This is a genomic window from Cohnella ginsengisoli (assembly GCF_029525555.1).
Classification (GTDB): Bacteria; Bacillota; Bacilli; order Paenibacillales; family Paenibacillaceae; genus Cohnella; species Cohnella ginsengisoli.
In genome coordinates this window covers 993348-1009981 of sequence record NZ_JAPDHZ010000004.1, presented here as the reverse complement: position 1 = coordinate 1009981, position 16634 = coordinate 993348, and the positions used below count along the sequence as shown (strand labels likewise).

Sequence of the window (16634 nt, the reverse complement as noted above, 5' to 3'; positions counted from 1 at the left end):
GAATACCGGCTGTCATCCGGCTACCCCGCCGATGCTTCTCTTAGCGCGCGAATGCCGTATCGTATAACGTCAAGGCGCCCGTGCCGTCAAGGATCGCAAAGGACAAGGGCGCAAGCCGAATGGGATACTGGCGGTCCGCCCACCGGACGATCCCCTGATTTTCCGTTTCCAGCAAGTTAAACAAGATGCACTTGTCGCTTTCCTTGAGCCACACCAAGCCGATCTGATTCCCCTCTTCGAATCGCGGGAAAGCCCAGGAGCCCTCCGCCAACAGCCGCTGTAGCGAAGAGATTTGCCTGGCGGCAGGCCTTGCCGCCGCTCGATCATCCCAGAAGGAAATGTTGTCGGCGGAAGTCTGCAGCCGCTCCAGGACATCCTTATTTTTCATGGATGCCGCTTGGTCAAACACGACCTGTTTATAGCGAGGCAGGTGCGCCTGCCATTCCGCCCCTAAAAGATAGTCTCCGAAAAATAGCAGCAGCTCTCCGCCCTCGCCGCTCTGGTCCGCACGGACGGCCTTGACCGGCAATCCCGCCAGCAAAGGCAAACTCGTCGGCACGAACGCTTCCGCATAAGCGCCATGCGTACCGTACGCCAGATGTACCGGAAATTCTCTAGGCACCTCGGCAGTCTCCCGGTCCAGCTCGCGCAAGACCGGCAGCGCATCCGCGATCGCTTGCCAATAGCTCTCGTCCAGCACCCACGTACCGCTCATGAACAGCACGTTCTCGAGGCCCGCCGCAATGGCCAGCTTCGCTTTATAGACTAGGTTGTGCGCCTTTAACGAGCGAGGCGGAAAAATCGTCGATTCGCTATACGCGTATTTCTTATCGATAAAGCTCAAGTGATACAGAATGCCGAGCAGTTCTTCCGCTTTCGCATGAGACGTCGTGAATCTGGCATCGTTAAATTGGTACTCTCCCACCCGGAACAGCGCGTGCGGCATTTGCTCGCGAATCGAAGGAATATCGATCCCGTGCCGCTCGTCTCCGAAGTGCATCACCATAATGCCGGGCTGGACGCCTTCGATATCCGTTGCCTTCACGACGTCCGTCACTTTAACGCACTGGAACGCGACCCAATCCTCCATGATGGCCGTGTTCCGCCGCTGCGTCATATGAACGAGCAACGATTCCCTCGTCTCCTGACGACCGTAGGCGCGGTTGAATTCCGCCACGCAAGCATCGCAGTAACAGCCTTCGATAAATTCGTTGAAGTTGCCGGCTCGCAGATCGTCGTCCAGAAATACCTCTTTGAAACCCGCATCGCGCAGCTGCGTGGCCGCTTTGCCGTTGTCCTCGATCAGGCACTGATCGATGGCTCCGCAATAATAGACGGTCTGGCCATGGATATCGACCCGATAGTGCCAATGCTTGGGGATCTCCAGATCCAGGTCGGGATCCTCCGGATTCAGCGCGTTGCCGGGGTGACCGATCGGGATCGTGACCGCGCCGACCTCAAGGCCGTGCAGCTCGGCGAACGCCTTTGCCTGTTTCAGCTCCTCGATGTCGACCATCTTGCCGGAGAAAAATCCCGCGATCCAAATCTTCTCGATGCCGGCTCTTCTGATATTCGCGATCAAGTCATCCCGCGTTGCCGCGTCCAGCAAAGGTTCATGCGCCATACTATACTGCAGCTTCATCTTTTTCACTCCTATGAAATGGCTGTCTAAGCCGGCTTCCCCGGCTTTACTTTAGCATCGGGAACCTCCGGTCTTCTTGTCGTTGCGAGCCGACGATCGCCTTAAGGAAGCAGGTGCGGACTTCCCGGTATAGGGAACATGGGCAAGCTGCGGAAGCCTTCCGCATATTTGTAGCCCGGCGCAACGCCGCGCATGGAGGCGACTCTCGCCATGTTCGAGACGATATCGGCGCCGTACACGTGCTGCATCCAGACATCCTGGCTTTCATGGCATTGAAGCATTTTTGATTTGACCTCGAACGCATCGGTAATATCTACGTATACCTCGGGTTGAAAATCGACGGCGCCGACGTTCTCGTATAAGAAAACATGCGGCACTTTCGTCATCGCCGGATATTCCGTGACGATCAACGGTACGGTCACCGGGATGCGGCAGTCGATCGATATTTCCGAACAAATACGGTGGTCGGGGTGATAATCATTGGGACTGTGCACGAACATCACGTCCGGATTCGCTTTGCGGATGGCATTGATGAAGGTCATTCTGGATTCGCGGTCGTGGAACAAGAACTCGTCGTCGTAATCAAGCCAGATCAGACCGGCTCCGATGACGTCCGCTGCGGCTTGCGCCTCTTTTTTGCGAACGGCCGCGATTTCTTCCTTGGTGAGCGTCGGCGAGCCGACATTCCCGTTGGTGGCCACCATAATCGTCACTTCGTCACCGCGTGCCGCGCACTTCGCCAACGTGCCGCCTACGCAGCATTCCACATCGTCCGGATGGGCGCCGATCGCTAAAATCCTCATCATCCGTTACCTCCTTGTGTTTCTATTTAACGTTAATAGGAATTCGACGGCATCATTTCCCATACCTGTATCGTGTCGAAGGAAGCCGTGCCGCCCTCGGTGAAGAGGTAGACGCCCGTGCTATCCGATCTCTCGGGGTACACCCGTCTTGTTATCGCTTGGCGTTCATTGGCGAAGATCTCGATCACGCCTTTATCGATATAAACCGTTAATTCGAGCTGCTCGGATTCCTTCAGTTGAAAAGGCGCGGCTTCCCTTGCCTTCCAGCCCCCGGCGCCGCTGCGCGTCGAATCGAATACAAGCTCTTTCGTGGCGGCATCGTAGTAGAGCAGCGTGACTTCCTCTTCGTCCGGGGAAGTACGCACCTTCAGTCCGGTCTTCCGGGCGGCTCCGGGTACGATCGTCAGCTTAATCTCGGCGGATTCGCCGTTGATGCCATCCAGCTCCAGCTTTTCGCCTGCGGGGAGTTCGACGGACGGGAAGCGCTTGCCGTTATATCTCAGCATGGCAAGTTCGTCTACAGGCGCCATCCGCAGCGTATCGTCCTCTCCTAACCACAACGTTCGCGGCACGCTGTACACGCCGGACCATCCAAAGCTCGATTCGTCTTCCAGATTATCGATGATCCACACCCATACGATCTGCCGGCCTTTATCGTCCATCAACGCTTCGGGAGCGGCGAACGCCCTGTCTACCCAGGTCATGCGTCCGTGACTTTCCGGCCATAATCGATCGTCGCGGTATTCCCCCGATGTAATACTGGCAGCCTTTGTTATGCGAAATGAAAAGCTGCAGGTATTTGCCGCTCGGCACTCCCCCCATGCCTGCTCAGCGGAAGCGGGAAAAAGCTCGCGCACATGTCGTCTTCCGATTCCAGCGTCCATTGGTTCGAACGATCTCTTTCGTAGAATCGACCGGCGTATTCCCAGTTCTTCAAATCCGTCGATCGGAATAAATCCGTCCAGTCGCCTCTCGCCTCAAGCGGAGAATCTTCGCTTCTACCGTAGTCGCCGAGCACGCACAAATTTCCGGTTTGCATATAATACACGCCGTCTTTTTTCCAAATGTTGCTTGGGTCGCAGCTCCCCCGCATATACGCGCTCGCCGTTTTTGCCGACGACCTCCGTAATGCCGTTTGCCGTGCTTTGGATGGCCAGCGTATCGAATTTTTCCCACTGTTCGTAGTGTCTGTCCGAGCTCCTCGCAATGCCGACGCCGCCGCCGGCCATCGTCTCCATATCGGTCGCCAAGCTCGAATAAGAAAGGTAAGCGGTACCGTCGTCATCGACGAAGGCGCCGCCGCTAAACGCGCCGTTATCCCCGTCGCTTGGGATCAGCGCGTCCGGGTGGTGGCGCCAATGGACCAGATTATGACTCGAAATATGGCCCCAATTAAAGGCGCCGGTCGTGCTCGTACAGTTTTCATAGAGATACATGAGATGATATCTGCCGTTCGCATAAAAAGCGCCGTTCGGATCGCCAGGCAATCCGAATCCTTCGGGCATGGCAAAGTGATAGCCGGGACGGTAGCGGTCGCCGAGCAGCATCATTCTGAACGCTTTGACTGTCCGGATCGATTCTTTAATCGTATTAGGGTCCATCGCCGTTTCCTCCAGCCCGTCCGCAGCCGCATTTGGCGGCTATAAGAGCATTTTTAATATAGCGCCGCTTAACACGCGATCGAACAGTCCCCAGTTCCGATCGACGATCCCGTAGGGATGGTTGACCATGTTGCCTTTAAGCTCCGTCATGAAATACTTGCCGAACGTATGGAGATTGCTGAAGTAGCCGTAGCCGCCGACAAAAGCCACTTCGTATTCGGCGGCCAGCCTGCGGTACAGCTCGTGGTATCGTCGGAAGCTGCTTGATGAACCGTTTCCGGAGAACAGCGGGTTAGCGCCGTTATTCGTAAGGAGAATACAAGGAATGCCGGCATCGCGCATGCTTTGCAAAAGATAGCGGGCGGCCTCTTCGGTCTCCTCCGGACGGCCGTAGCATACATCGTTGATAAAATACTCCATCACGATCAAATCTGGCGCCACGCTCAATACCTCATGCCGGAAACGGTGCCTGCCATGACGCATCTCCTCTCCGCCATAGGCGATGACCGAAGTCGAGATCGCGGCTCGCGGATAGGTTTGCCGAAGCGCGCCGACGACTTGCGCGGGCCATAATCCATGGCGCGCGTTGCTTGCGCCGAAGAATGCGATGCGAACCGGAAGGCCGGAAGCAAGCTTATCCCTGAAGCCATCCAGATGACCGCGCCGCTCCAGGGGAATAACGTCCAGCGGATCGCTCCCGTCAAGCGCTTGCCTGCGGTCGAAGATCATTTCCGGATAGGCCGTGACCTTATACGTTCCGGATAAGTCCACGTTCGCATCCGATCCCGACGGAGAAAAATCCAGCTCCAGCCCCCAGCTCACCGGATATCGGTAGGCGGATTGCAGCAGCAGCGGCACCTTCCGGTCGTGCGGCAGCGGCTTGGCTTCCGTCCATCGCAATTGATCTATCGTCAAGTTTTGGCTTGTGCCGTAATCCTCTCCCGTTGCCCCGATTCTGACCTGGTAATGTCCTTCGGAATCGCCTTCCGCGGCCCCAACCTCAACCACGTAGGTCCGCTCTACCATGTCCTCGTAACGTCCCGTTAAAACCGGCAGCCAATCCGGCGATCGGAGAGATGACGAGCGATCCGCGGCGACCAAGCTCCCGCCGCCATGAATGCAAGATTGGCCCCAGCCCGTGAAAACATGGGCCAACACAAATCCCGTGGCCGCCGCCGGCGGCTCGGGCAGCAGCAGCTCGCGCGACTCCGGCGCTTCGCTGTCGCCTTCGACGACGCGAATCGTACCGTCCTCTTGCAGGACGATGGCATCATATCTGCACAACCATACGGCGTAGTCGATCGACAGCTCTTGATCGGCCCCGATCTCCCCTTGCGGATGGCGCTTAATCGTGCCCCAGTAGCTGTCTTGCGTATAATCGGCTTCCGGAACGTAACGCTTCTCCCGGTCTTTCGAGTACACCTGCAGCGAGCCGGGAACCATGCGCTGATAAGGCATTCCCGCGGTGCCGCGTATATCCTCGCCGTTCCAGCCGCTCGGGGAAGCCGTGCCTTCGCCTACGATCCGATAGCGTTGGTCGTTATACCGCCGTTGTCCGGCAGCGCGAATACAGATCGTAGCGGTTTCGGCCAGCTCGACGACCCGGTTGCCAGCCGCGATGCGCCCAGGCTCGACGATGACGTTCATCGATGCCGGCCTCGTGTGAATGACGGCAAGACCCGAGTAGCTTGTTTTCATGAATGACGCCTCCCTGCTCCTTGTCTACTTACTCTGTTCGATTCAGCAATATCATCTGCGAGGTTAATGCCGTATCCAGTTCGATCGTAAGTCCCTCTCTCGATAATGCGTAGCCTGCGACAACGAACTCGCTTCCTTCCGGCTCGATCCGCACGCGGTAGCTCGCTCCTTTATCGAGACCTTTAAATTTAAGCGCGTAGCGATTTTCCTCCGCGTTAATGAGCCGGAACACCGTCGCCACGGCTTTCGCCCGGTCCTCGGAAACGTATTCCAGCGCGGCCCACCCCGTACCGTCCGCGCCGGGGATGACCGGCGTGTGATGATACACTTTTGCCGTCCGGTGAAAGGTCCGGATGAAATTTTTGTAGATGCCGATATATTTTTTGGCGCAGGCCATCGTCGCGGGACTCGCGTCCGTCAGGGAAGGCGCGACGCCGCAAAGCATCGGATGTCCCATCATTATCACGTGCATGTGCGTGTCCAGATTCCCTTCCATACCCGGCGAATAGGATCTGTTGATATATTCAGGCGGGAGTGCCATGCTCATGCCGTTCAAGATCCGCACCGTCCGCGGCATCTTGAACCAATCGGAAACCCAAGTCGTGGTGAATCGGCTAACGATGCCGATATCCGTCCGGCCGCCTCCGCTGGCGCAATTTTCGAGTTGGAGGTTTGGAAATTGTGAGCCGACCCGATCGAAAATCTCGTAAATGGCCTCCATATGCTTCCAATGCGTGTTCTCGTTCCGGCCGTCCTGGAGATTAAAGCCCCCTTCGTTAGAGCTTGAATTGTAATCCAGGCGGAACATGTCCAATTGATATTTTTCGACGAGCCGAACGATTTCGGAACGGACGAAATCCTTCACCTCCGGCTTCGACAGATCGAGCACTCTCGGGAACGTATGGCCGTACTTCGTTAAAAACCAATCGGGATGATCTTCGGCAAGCTTCGATTTTGATCCGGCAGTCTCGATTTCTACCCATAACCCGCATTTCAAGCCCTTTGATCGCGCATATTCATAGACGGGAAACAGGTCGTTCGGAAGAATATCCGCCGCGTACCAATCGCCAGTCGTATTCCCCCCAATCGGCTCCCTCCGTCCCATTGTTGCCGTACCATCCGGCATCGATCATAAAGAGCTCGGCGCCCAGTTCGGCCGCGATGTCGACCTCTTGCTTGAGTCCTTCTTCGCTCATCTCCGGCTGCTTATAGCCGGGCACCATATAACCGGCTTGGTTATAAATGACGGGCTGCAGGCCATCGCCGGCCTGTCGCAGGACGGATTGCCTCAAGTAGGCGTGCAGGTTCTGGATCGCCGCATCCAAGTCGGCATGGCTCGCCCCGAAATGCATGTCCGGCGCCGCGATCGTCTCGCCCGGCGCGATCAATCGGGCCGGCGAGGGCGTAACCGGTTGAACCTCGAAGTTCAGGTTAATCTTGTTCGGAAGACGGCTATCGTTAAAGTAGTCGGCGAAAAAGGCTGTCTTCCAGTTAGAGGACCAGCCCATCTGGCACACGAAGTAGCCGCCGTTGATATTGTTGCGCAGAATAAAAAAAAGGGCTGCCGTGCCCGCTCATGCCGAAAGTCGAATTAAAGAAAATGCCGGTATTTACCGGGACGTCCTGCCAGGCAAAATTGCCCTCGTTCGCCCAATACAAATCCTTGAACCGCCCGACCGAATAAGGCGCGACCGTGTCGTCTCGCAGATTATCGGCGACGTTATCCGTAATGCTCCAAAGGCATCCTTTTAACGGGGTCACATTCGTAAGCCCAATTGCCGTCTCTTCCGATAAATTGACGATTTCCATCGATCTACTGAAGAAGCCGAAGCCGCAGCAGCTCGTGATGACTTTTAACTGAATCGGTTTCCATGCATGCTTTAGCATCAAGGTTCCAGTCGTGTTCCCGAGCTCGTCCCGATCCGATGCAAAATCGCTAAATCTCCATCCGTAATATAACGATTCGCCATCGATCGTCAGATCAAAGGAAGGTTTATCCTTGAAGTCGTTGTAATCGTATATCGTGGTGCCATTATCTTGAAAGCCGGCAAACAGCAATCGGCCGTCCATCAGCTTTTCGGTGTAAATCGACAGCTCCGACTTGTATTCGAAGCGCATGTTCTCAAGATCGGCGATGATCGAAGTCGAATTTGCGGACACTTCATTCCCTCCCGTTGATTTCCTGATCTACGCTGGTCCAGTAGAAAAGGGACCACCTGAAGGCAGTCCCTCTTCAATTGCGTCGATCCGAATCCTATTCCAGGTTGTTCTCTTTCACGAACGCTTTGGCGTCGTCGATCAGCTTGTGGAATTCGGCATATGCTTTGTCTACGCCCATCGCTTTAAAATCATCGATGGCTTTGTTCTGCGCGGCTTCGAAGGCTGCGTCGTCCTTCGCCATAATATACTTCGCAACGTTCGCCAGGAAGTACGTTTCTGCCTTCGTCATCACTTGTTGATTCGGCTGGGACAATTGTTTTACAAAAGCAGTGAAAGCAAAGTATTTCGAATCGGTAACGGCTTTTCCGTCTTTAATCAACTTGTCGTATACTTGCCCCGGGTACAGTTCCGCCCCGAATTGCTGAGCCAATTCCTTTTCGGCAGGCGTAACCGTAGACGGATCGATAACCAGTTTCAGGTCAAGCGGATAGCCGTCTTCTGCCGGCCATGCTTCATGAAGATTGGACAACTTGTTCAGTGTCGTCGTACCTACGCTTTTCAGATAGTCGCTGTATCCAGGATCGGAAGGCTTCGCCATCTTGCCGATCAATTGCGGCTTGCCGTCTACGACATCCCAATCTACGCCTTTGACGCCGGTGAACAGCAATCTTCCGCCTTCGTCGCCGCTAAGGAAATTAAACAACTCCATCGTGCGCTCCGGATACTTGTTGGCCTTCGTAATGGCGCGGGCCGGTCCTGAGGAGATTGCCGCCCGGCGCGTCTTTCGGATACAACGCCATGTAGCCGGGGAACGGTCCGGGCAATTGCAGCAACTCCGCATCGGCAACGCCGGTATTCGCGACCAGATCGCTGCCGCCCATCCAGAAGCTTGCCGCCGAGTTATACACTTGGCCGTTGTTCAGCTTGGCGATGTATTGATCGATTTTTTGCGTGAACCCTTCCGGATCGAAGATGCCCATGCGGTATGCTTTGTTGAAGAACTTGATGCCGTTCCAGAATACGCCGTCTTTTTGCAGGAAGTTGTCTTGAACGTCTCCGTTTACTGCGCCGATGGAAGTATCGAACGACCAGTTGTTATACCCCATCGAGAACGGATAAGAGATAATATAAGGGAACATGTCGCCGCCGGCCCATGCCGAGAACGCATAGGCTTTCTTGCCGTCCTTCGTTGTCGGGAACTTGTCTTGGATTTCTTTATTCACTTTTAAGAAATCGTCTTCATTCGACATCGCCGGCGCGCCGATCGCTTTATACAGATCCCATCTTGTATAGAATCCGGCAAGCGCGCTGCTCAGCGGGACAGGATTGTCGCTGGCTTTATTCACCCGAACGGGCAGGAAATAAACTTTTCCGGTGTTGTTGCTTGCCGACGCTTTCATAATTTCCAGCGCTTGCGGCGTGTTTTTCTTAATATTCGGGCCGTACTTATCAATCAAGTCGTCCAAGGGAATAACCTGACCGCTCTGAATCAAGGAGTCTACCAAGTCGGAGATCCCGGCAGTCGATAGGATATCAGGCAAGTCTCCGCCGGCAACGAGCGTTTTCGCTTTTACGGCGTCGCCCGTGATTAGATCCAGCGTAATTCCCAGTTTTTCTTGAATAACCTTGGCAATGGACGTATTCCATACGCCATTCAAGCTCGCGTCCGAACCGCCAATGAATACCTTTAACGTAATCGGATCTCTGGGAAGATCGGTTCCTGCCGAAGGATCGGCTGCCGGACTTGATGCAGCTGCTTGGCTTGATGCGGGCGCAGTGCTTGAAGCTGGCGCGGACGATGAAGCATTGTTCGTTGCGTTGTTGCCTGAACACGCCGTCATGGTTAGAAGGGACATGCTGGCAACCAGAGCGAGCAAACTCGTTTTCTTTTTCATCCCTGACATCGAATAACCTCCCTAGTGATTGACTTGCCGTTTTATCTATTGATACATGGTTTTCTAGAAAAAACCATCATATCCGAATTAACCTTTCACTGCGCCAAGCATAATGCCCTTGATAAAATTCTTTTGCAAAAACGGATAGACGAGGATGATCGGAAGCACCGAAATGACGGTGATGCTCATCTTGATCGTCTCCGGCGAGAGCTGGAGCTGCCTGCCCGAACCCGAATTGGCCGTCATGGCCGCAAGATCCTGAGACAAGCTTTGCGCTTCGTTCAGATAGCCGTACAAAATGACTTGAATCGTCTGCAGATTGGCTTTCTCGACCAGCAAGTAATTATCGATCCAACTATTCCAGCAGCCCACTGAGGCATACACGGCTACGGTTGCGATAATCGGTTTAGAGAGCGGAAATATAATTCTGTTAAAGACGGTCATAAACCCGGCGCCATCGATCTGAGCCGACTCTTCCATCGAAGAAGGCAATTGCTCGATATAAGTCTTGACCAGGATGATATAAAAGGCGTTAATGATTCCCGGAAGGACATAGAGCAGGAAAGAATTGCGAAGTCCGTACGTTTTCATCGTGATATACCACGGAATCAGACCGGAATTGAGATACATGGAGGAGATCACGATGCGATACATGAATTTGCGGTAAGGCATCACGTGTTTGGTAAAGAGATAGGAAAGCATCGCCGAAAAGTACACGCACAAGACGGTGAATATCACTGTTTTTTCTACCGAAACCAGAAAAGCATGCGGGATCGTATTTAAACTGAATATTTTAATATAGGCGTCGATATTGAAGTTGCCCGGCCATAGATAGATGCCTCTTTGCGCCAATCTGGGTTCGCTGATCGAATAAATGAAGACGTAGTAGAACGGATAGATGCAGATAAAGGAGAACAGGGCCATAAAGACGTAGTTGAATTTATCAAAAACGCGTTCGCCCAGCGATTGTTGTTTGCTTATCACAGGATCGACTCCCCCCTTCGTTTTCTTGGAGAGATAGTTGACGGCAAACAACAGCGCAATGCCGAGCAAAGACTTCACCATCCCCAAGACAGTCGCATATGAATAGTCGCTGACAGCCCAGCCGACTTGGTAGATGAAGTAATCGAGCACATTCAACTTATCCGCTACGAGCGGGTTATAGAAAACGAGGAATTGATCGAGTCCGTTGTTCAACAAGTTGCTGATTTGCAGTAATAGGAGGACAAAAAAGGTCGGACCCAGTCCCGGAATCGTGATGTACCGCATTAAGCCGAATTTGCCGGCACCGTCGATGCGGGCCGCCTCGTATTGCTCGCTGTCGATCCCGGCAATCGCGGCCATGTAGATGATCATCGTCCATCCGATCGTTTTCCAAACATACAGCCCCGCCTGGAAAAACCAAGCGGCACCGTTGTTGCCCATGATTCCGATAATAGGGACATCGAAATGTAAATTTCTCAACAAGGTATAATAGAGCCCATCGCTTGAAAAAACGGCGAACGTGAGGGAAAATACGACAATCCAGCTTATAAAATTAGGCAATGTGGTCACGGTCTGAATAAATCTCTTATACTTGCCATGCTTGACTTCATTGATCATGACGGCTGCAATCAAGGGCAAGGGCGTAACCAGGATCAAGAGCAAGCTCATGGCCAGCGTGTTTTTGAGAACCCGGTAAATTTCGCTTCGTTCGTTATAAATCTTAACGAAGTTATCGAAGCCTACGAACTTCAGCTGCGAGAAACTTAGTGCCGGATTGTAGTTATAGAAGGAATAGATCCAACCGAATAACGGTACGAAGTAGAACGCGATCACGTAAATCATAAACGGCATGGCGATTAGGAAGTACTTCCACCCGATTTTATTCTTTTTTGGGTAGCATGGTTTTGTTCTCCTTGGCTTCAATTGGTCTGTACGTTAATTATAGAAAACGCTTACAGTTATAAAAATGAACTTTCCGGCGAATTACACAACAAACCTGCGCGCCTCCTCGAAATCTTTGACCGCAGCCCCAAAAAAAGTTGTATTTTTTTTTACGTTTGTTGCACTTTTGGAATCGTGAATTTTAATTCGGTTCCCGCCTGCTGCTCGCTATGAATGACAATGCCGTATCGGTCGCCGAAGTGAAGTTGGATTCTGCGGTTCGTATTGTATAAGCCGATTCCCTTCTTTTCTGCAGAATGTTCGCTGCTGCTGCCATGGATAAGAGATTCCCTTTCCTCCTGCAGCTTCGTTTCGGACATGCCTTCGCCATTATCGGAGATGGTCCAGACGATTTCGTTTTTATATTCCGTTGCCGTAATCGTTACCGTCCCGCCGTTACGGTTTTTCAGACCGTGCGTAATCGCGTTTTCGACCAACGGCTGCAGCAGGAATCGGAGGAATTGGTAGTCCATCACCTGCGGTGATATATGTTTTTGGAGTTTAACGCCGCCCGCCATTCGATAATTCATGATCTTGATATAATTTTCGATATAATCGATCTCTTCCCGGATGGTGCAAAGCATGCCCTGCTTAAACATCGGCTGCAAATAATCGCCCAAAGTCGTGATGCTTTCCACGATATTGTCCGCCTTGACCATGATGGCCATCCATTTGATCGTATTTAACGTGTTGTAGAAAAAATGGGGGTTGATCTGCGACTGCAAAGCGCCGATCTCGATCGTCCGCTTCTCTTCCTGAATCGATTCCTTTTGTTCAATCAGTTCTTGAATATTTCTGGACATTTTATTGAATTGCGCAATGAGAATCCCGAGTTCGTTCTTTAAATCCAGTTCCAACGTGAGTCCCAGATTGCCTTGCCCCATTCGTCTTACGACGGTCGTCAGACTGTTCAAAGGCTGCGTTATTCTGCGGATCCAGTACCTCGACAAAATGGCTGCCGAAGCCAAACTGAATATAAACATCGTCACGACGATGAGCCTCAGGGTCAAAATATCGCGGATAAAAAGGCTTACGGGGATCTCGTTTACGAGGATCCAATCCAGTGAGTTGATCCGATACGACATAATTTGTTTGCCGTTTCGTTCTTCGCTGGCAAACTTATCGCCCGTGAGCGCAGGATGATAAACTTGTTCGGGGACAGCCCCGGCTTGGCCGATTTTCTCTTCGTTTCCGTGAGACACGACTCGGCCCGTTTCATCGACCAGATACAATTCGTTATTTTCGATATCGTTGGCATGATTATAAATATCGTTGAAGTATTTCATATTCATATTGAGGACGAGCGTCGCCGAATGGTTATTTGAGTAAAAGCTGCGCGCGGCGGTGATGTAGTGAGTCGGCGCAGCCGTCTTCCCCGATCCCGTACTCGTATCTGCGATGTTGAAATCCTGATCGGTAAATCCCCCCGAACCAGACGAGCGTCTGCGCCGTCGACTTCATCTTGCCGTAAATTTGATCCTGGTAAAAGGCATTCACTTTACTGCTTGAGTCGAATAAAATATCGTTTCTTTGCGCAGTTGTTCGTATCATAAAGCCGTTGTCGCCAAAATAACTGATCGAATCGATATATGAATTGTCCGAGAGCGCTTCCGAGAAAAATTGAAATGCCGCAGCGACCTGCACGACGCTGTCCATCTCCCTCATGCTCTTAAAATTAATCAAATTTTGCAATTCAGCCTCTAAAAAGAGCTGCCTGGAAACCTGATCCACTTCGTTGACAAACACCGACAGATTATAGTCGTTTTGCTTGAACTGCTGCTGATTTGTATCGATCGCATTTTTTTTCAATACGTTCAGGATGCCGTAGTAAGCGATCAGCGAGCTGATCGTAAATATAAAGAGAAAAATGATCAGGAAAGAGACGACCAATTGATTCGCCAGGGAATTTCTGTTTGCTCTATTGAACAGTCTCATCATCCGCGTCATTTTCTCGATCCTCCCTGCTGTCCACGAACCACTGCTTCCTGAATTCATGCGGCCGCATGCCCGTAACCCTTTTAAAAATCCGGCTAAAATAACTGTCGTCTTTGTACCCGGTCTTTGCGGCGATTTCGTAGGATTTCAGGTGCGTATTCATTAACATGTTTTTGGCCATATCGATCCGGTAGGCGTTTAAATATTCAATAAAGCTCGTCTCCAAATGCTTTTTGAACAGCCTGCTTAAGTAGCTCGGATTCATCTTTACTTGATCGGCCAGCTGCTGGAGGGAAAGATCTTGATCGTAATGGGCTTGAATATATTTGATCGCCTCGGCGATTTCTTTGCTGATCGCTCTTTTTCGCTCATGATAATATTGAACATTAAGCAAATATTGCGTAAAAATGGCGATATTTTCGTCCAAAGTCGTGCTCTGATGAATTCGGCCGGCATAGTCGAGCGCCATGCTGGAGATGTCGTCGGCGTAAATATTGAGGTTAACGGTCGGCCAGTGAATCCAGCGAATGAATACCACTTGAATGTCCTGCCTTGCGATTCGCTCGAGCTGTCCCAGCGAATGGATGCCCGTTTCGATTTCCTTGAAGTACCGGTCGTTAAACGGCTCCTGTTCGCGTATCATCTTTTCGAGTTTCGCGGCGACGTTTTTCGAGATGCGTTCCGCGCTCATGAGATCGGACCTGATATAATTAACGTTACCGAGCACAAATCTTAAATCCAGCATTCGGAGGCATTCCACGTACATATGCTTAAGCGCTGAATAGCCATTGTTAATGGAACTGATCCCGAAAGTGACGGATGCGTTCAGGTACGTTTTGACGACGCTGCTGATATGCGACAGAATATCCTGAAGCTGCTGATAAATGTTCGACTCGCTGACGACATCCTGGAAGCTGAACGTCAAAATATATTTCTCGTCCCGCTCGTAGATGACTTCTCCCCGGTTGTAGCCGGCCAGCAGCTCGCTCATCATATTCAGGATGCTGAATCGGATCAAATTACCGTGGCTGTCCTTGAATTTGCTTTCCATCTGCTTGAAGTTGTCGATAGCCATCACGCATAAGATGAGCCGCTCCGGCTCGAGACGGAAGCGCAGTTCTTTCGTTATCGCGGCGAATTCCGCATCCGAATAGCGTCCATAAGACAAGTAGTCCTTCATTGCGTTTTCCTTAAGGTTGATGGCATTCAGCTGGTCGTGCTGCGGCTCCGACGGCGATCGGACGCTTTTCGTTTTCAATTCGGCCTGCACTTTCTGCAGGACCTTCTCCATCTCGTCGATGGACATCTTGAACTTGAGGATATAGTCGGTCACGCCGAACCGAATGGCCTTATGAACCCAATCGAATTCCTCGTAGGCCGTCAAAATAATGATCTTGGTCTGATTGTCGTTTTCTCTGATGCGGGAGATCAGCTCCATCCCGTCCATGTTCGGCATTCGAATATCGGTCAGAATGAGGTCGGGTTTGGCTTGCTGATAGAACTCCCATGCGGCCTGCCCATTAGAGAAGTCGGCGATGACCTCCATGCCTAATTTCGCCCATTCGAGCGAGTTTTTCAGGCCGATTCGCACCAGCATCTCGTCTTCGACGATGATGACCTTGATCATGGCTCGCACCTCTTCTATTCAGGATGCAAATGAATGTAAATAGAAAGAGCCTATTCGAATATAGAATCGGCTCTTTCATACTGGATCATGGAAGGATTATGATTCTGGCGCTTTCGTCAGTTGGACTTTCAGCACACGGTCGCCGTGCGCGTACCGGCCTCGGGCCAAGCCGATTTTCTCGCCGCTGCCAAGCCGAACGATCAGGCCCGAAGCGTCCAGCTCGACCGGCTCGTCCTCGGCGATCTCCATATCCGGATGAGCGTGAATAAAGACGATGCCGCGGTCCTGGACGATCCCATAGTCTCCGGGCAGGATGGCGTCCAAAGCCATGCCGTATAGCCGTTCGCCCGGAGCCCACCGCTTCACGCCGTATCCGTCTCGCGATACCAGGCTCCCTTTATCGATGTCTGCCGCCCCGGTATTCATAACGAAACGATGGATCGAAGGATCGCTAATGGACCACTTGCCTTCGCAAAGCTCATCGAATGCGGTGGGAACCGACGTGTAGCCGAGGTCCGTCGTCGTAACGGCTTCGACGTAATCGATGGCATTGCCTCGGAGTTCGAACGTAAAGCTGGATTGGACATACGGACGCAGCCGCTGGACGGCAACGCCTTTGATATAAAGATAGCGGAGAAACTCCGCCCGGCAGCCCTCGATGACAATGGTATCATTGCCGTAGGTGATCAGCTCGCCGATCACGATAAAAGGACAGATGCAGTTGTAAAGCTCGAAACGGCAGCCCTCTCCGGCATACGCCTCGAAGCCGTTATGCATCCATAGCATGCCGTTGGAATGAACGCCTCTGGCGACGACCCGTTGGCCTTGCCGCAGGCCGCAAGCGAGACCGTTCTGATAGTTGCCCATGTCCGGCGTGTTTTCGTTGATCAATGTGCAGTCGACGAGCTCGATCGTACCTTGCACATATTCGTCGTCGATGTGCACGGGCGCCTTTAAGTTATAGCTGACGATGGTCAGATTCCGAAGCGACGCATATTCGATCCTTTGTCCGTAATAGGCCGAGTCGAACACGTTTTTCGCGTCGCTGTAGTCGTCGTCCCGCTTCACGATCCGCACGCCGCCCCGTGATTGTCCAATAAGGTCCACGTAATTTTTCAAGCCTAGATACAGATTTCCGTCGTTCGAGACATCGTAGGTGCCGTTCAATATCCGCAGCACGTAACGCTTACCCGCCGAGTTATCCGCGATGTCGTCAAGCGCAGCCTTGATCTCCGTATAATCGCAGTCCACGTTGACGATGCCGCCGGCTTTAACGATTTTCTCCACGAGCTCGTACTGGACGCTCATCTATTGCTCATCGCCTCCACTTCGCGCCAGCAACAACCG

General features: G+C 52.4%; 16 protein-coding genes. 1 reads left to right on the top strand and 15 read right to left on the bottom strand.

Features of this window, described 5'->3' with window-relative positions; translation table 11 throughout:
• Nucleotides 1-40 precede the first annotated feature (40 nt).
• The 10 genes from OMP38_RS25925 to OMP38_RS25880 all read right to left on the bottom strand — a co-directional run bounded on the left by OMP38_RS25925 (nucleotide 41) and on the right by OMP38_RS25880 (nucleotide 9562).
• On the bottom strand, nucleotides 41-1642 hold the full coding sequence (locus OMP38_RS25925) for a hypothetical protein (protein ID WP_277567595.1): 1602 nt from the start codon (nucleotides 1640-1642) through the stop codon (nucleotides 41-43).
• Between the two features lie 101 nt (nucleotides 1643-1743).
• Nucleotides 1744-2448 carry a PIG-L deacetylase family protein gene (locus OMP38_RS25920; RefSeq protein WP_277567594.1) on the bottom strand — a complete coding sequence of 235 codons (705 nt, stop codon included), beginning with the start codon at nucleotides 2446-2448 and terminating at the stop codon, nucleotides 1744-1746.
• A 29-nt stretch (nucleotides 2449-2477) separates the two neighbouring features.
• Nucleotides 2478-3329 (bottom strand): glycoside hydrolase family 32 protein, encoded by an 852-nt coding sequence (locus OMP38_RS25915; protein ID WP_277567593.1) that lies wholly within the window; start codon nucleotides 3327-3329, stop codon nucleotides 2478-2480.
• A 114-nt stretch (nucleotides 3330-3443) separates the two neighbouring features.
• A complete protein-coding gene (locus OMP38_RS25910; RefSeq protein ID WP_277567592.1) occupies nucleotides 3444-4046 on the bottom strand; it encodes a glycoside hydrolase family protein in 603 nt (200 codons plus the stop codon).
• 39 nt (nucleotides 4047-4085) lie between these two features.
• The gene (locus OMP38_RS25905; protein WP_277567591.1) at nucleotides 4086-5744 is read right to left on the bottom strand and encodes an SGNH/GDSL hydrolase family protein; all 1659 of its coding nucleotides are present in this window, start codon (nucleotides 5742-5744) and stop codon (nucleotides 4086-4088) included.
• A 28-nt stretch (nucleotides 5745-5772) separates the two neighbouring features.
• Nucleotides 5773-6849 (bottom strand): alpha-galactosidase, encoded by a 1077-nt coding sequence (locus tag OMP38_RS25900; protein WP_277567590.1) that lies wholly within the window; start codon nucleotides 6847-6849, stop codon nucleotides 5773-5775.
• Nucleotides 6761-7261 (bottom strand): alpha-galactosidase, encoded by a 501-nt coding sequence (locus OMP38_RS25895; RefSeq protein WP_338130638.1) that lies wholly within the window; start codon nucleotides 7259-7261, stop codon nucleotides 6761-6763. The genes OMP38_RS25900 and OMP38_RS25895 overlap by 89 nt, the downstream gene beginning before the upstream one ends.
• Complete coding sequence (locus OMP38_RS25890; RefSeq protein WP_277567589.1) at nucleotides 7236-7862, bottom strand: hypothetical protein; 627 nt, start codon at nucleotides 7860-7862, stop codon at nucleotides 7236-7238. Before OMP38_RS25890 ends, OMP38_RS25895 begins: the two co-directional genes overlap by 26 nt.
• A 136-nt stretch (nucleotides 7863-7998) precedes the next feature.
• A complete protein-coding gene (locus OMP38_RS25885; RefSeq protein WP_277567588.1) occupies nucleotides 7999-8613 on the bottom strand; it encodes a type 2 periplasmic-binding domain-containing protein in 615 nt (204 codons plus the stop codon).
• Entirely contained in the window at nucleotides 8600-9562 is a 963-nt protein-coding gene (locus tag OMP38_RS25880; protein WP_277567587.1) for a type 2 periplasmic-binding domain-containing protein, read from the bottom strand. Before OMP38_RS25880 ends, OMP38_RS25885 begins: the two co-directional genes overlap by 14 nt.
• A gap of 19 nt (nucleotides 9563-9581) precedes the next feature.
• On the opposite strand from OMP38_RS25880, the gene OMP38_RS25875 reads away from it, so the two are divergent.
• Nucleotides 9582-9815, top strand: a complete 234-nt coding sequence (locus OMP38_RS25875; RefSeq protein WP_277567586.1) for a hypothetical protein — start codon at nucleotides 9582-9584, stop codon at nucleotides 9813-9815.
• A 71-nt stretch (nucleotides 9816-9886) separates the two neighbouring features.
• On the opposite strand, the gene OMP38_RS25870 is transcribed toward OMP38_RS25875, so the two are convergent.
• The 5 genes from OMP38_RS25870 to OMP38_RS25850 form a co-directional block, all read right to left on the bottom strand.
• Nucleotides 9887-11617, bottom strand: a complete 1731-nt coding sequence (locus tag OMP38_RS25870; RefSeq protein ID WP_277567585.1) for an ABC transporter permease subunit — start codon at nucleotides 11615-11617, stop codon at nucleotides 9887-9889.
• 218 nt (nucleotides 11618-11835) lie between these two features.
• Complete coding sequence (locus OMP38_RS25865) at nucleotides 11836-13017, bottom strand: sensor histidine kinase (protein WP_277567584.1); 1182 nt, start codon at nucleotides 13015-13017, stop codon at nucleotides 11836-11838.
• Between the two features lie 25 nt (nucleotides 13018-13042).
• Nucleotides 13043-13672: a hypothetical protein gene (locus tag OMP38_RS25860; RefSeq protein WP_277567583.1), complete on the bottom strand. Its 630-nt coding sequence runs from the start codon at nucleotides 13670-13672 to the stop codon at nucleotides 13043-13045.
• On the bottom strand, nucleotides 13644-15287 hold the full coding sequence (locus OMP38_RS25855) for a response regulator (protein ID WP_277567582.1): 1644 nt from the start codon (nucleotides 15285-15287) through the stop codon (nucleotides 13644-13646). The genes OMP38_RS25860 and OMP38_RS25855 overlap by 29 nt, the downstream gene beginning before the upstream one ends.
• Nucleotides 15288-15383: 96 nt before the next feature.
• Nucleotides 15384-16595 carry a hypothetical protein gene (locus OMP38_RS25850; protein ID WP_277567581.1) on the bottom strand — a complete coding sequence of 404 codons (1212 nt, stop codon included), beginning with the start codon at nucleotides 16593-16595 and terminating at the stop codon, nucleotides 15384-15386.
• Nucleotides 16596-16634: the final 39 nt, after the last annotated feature.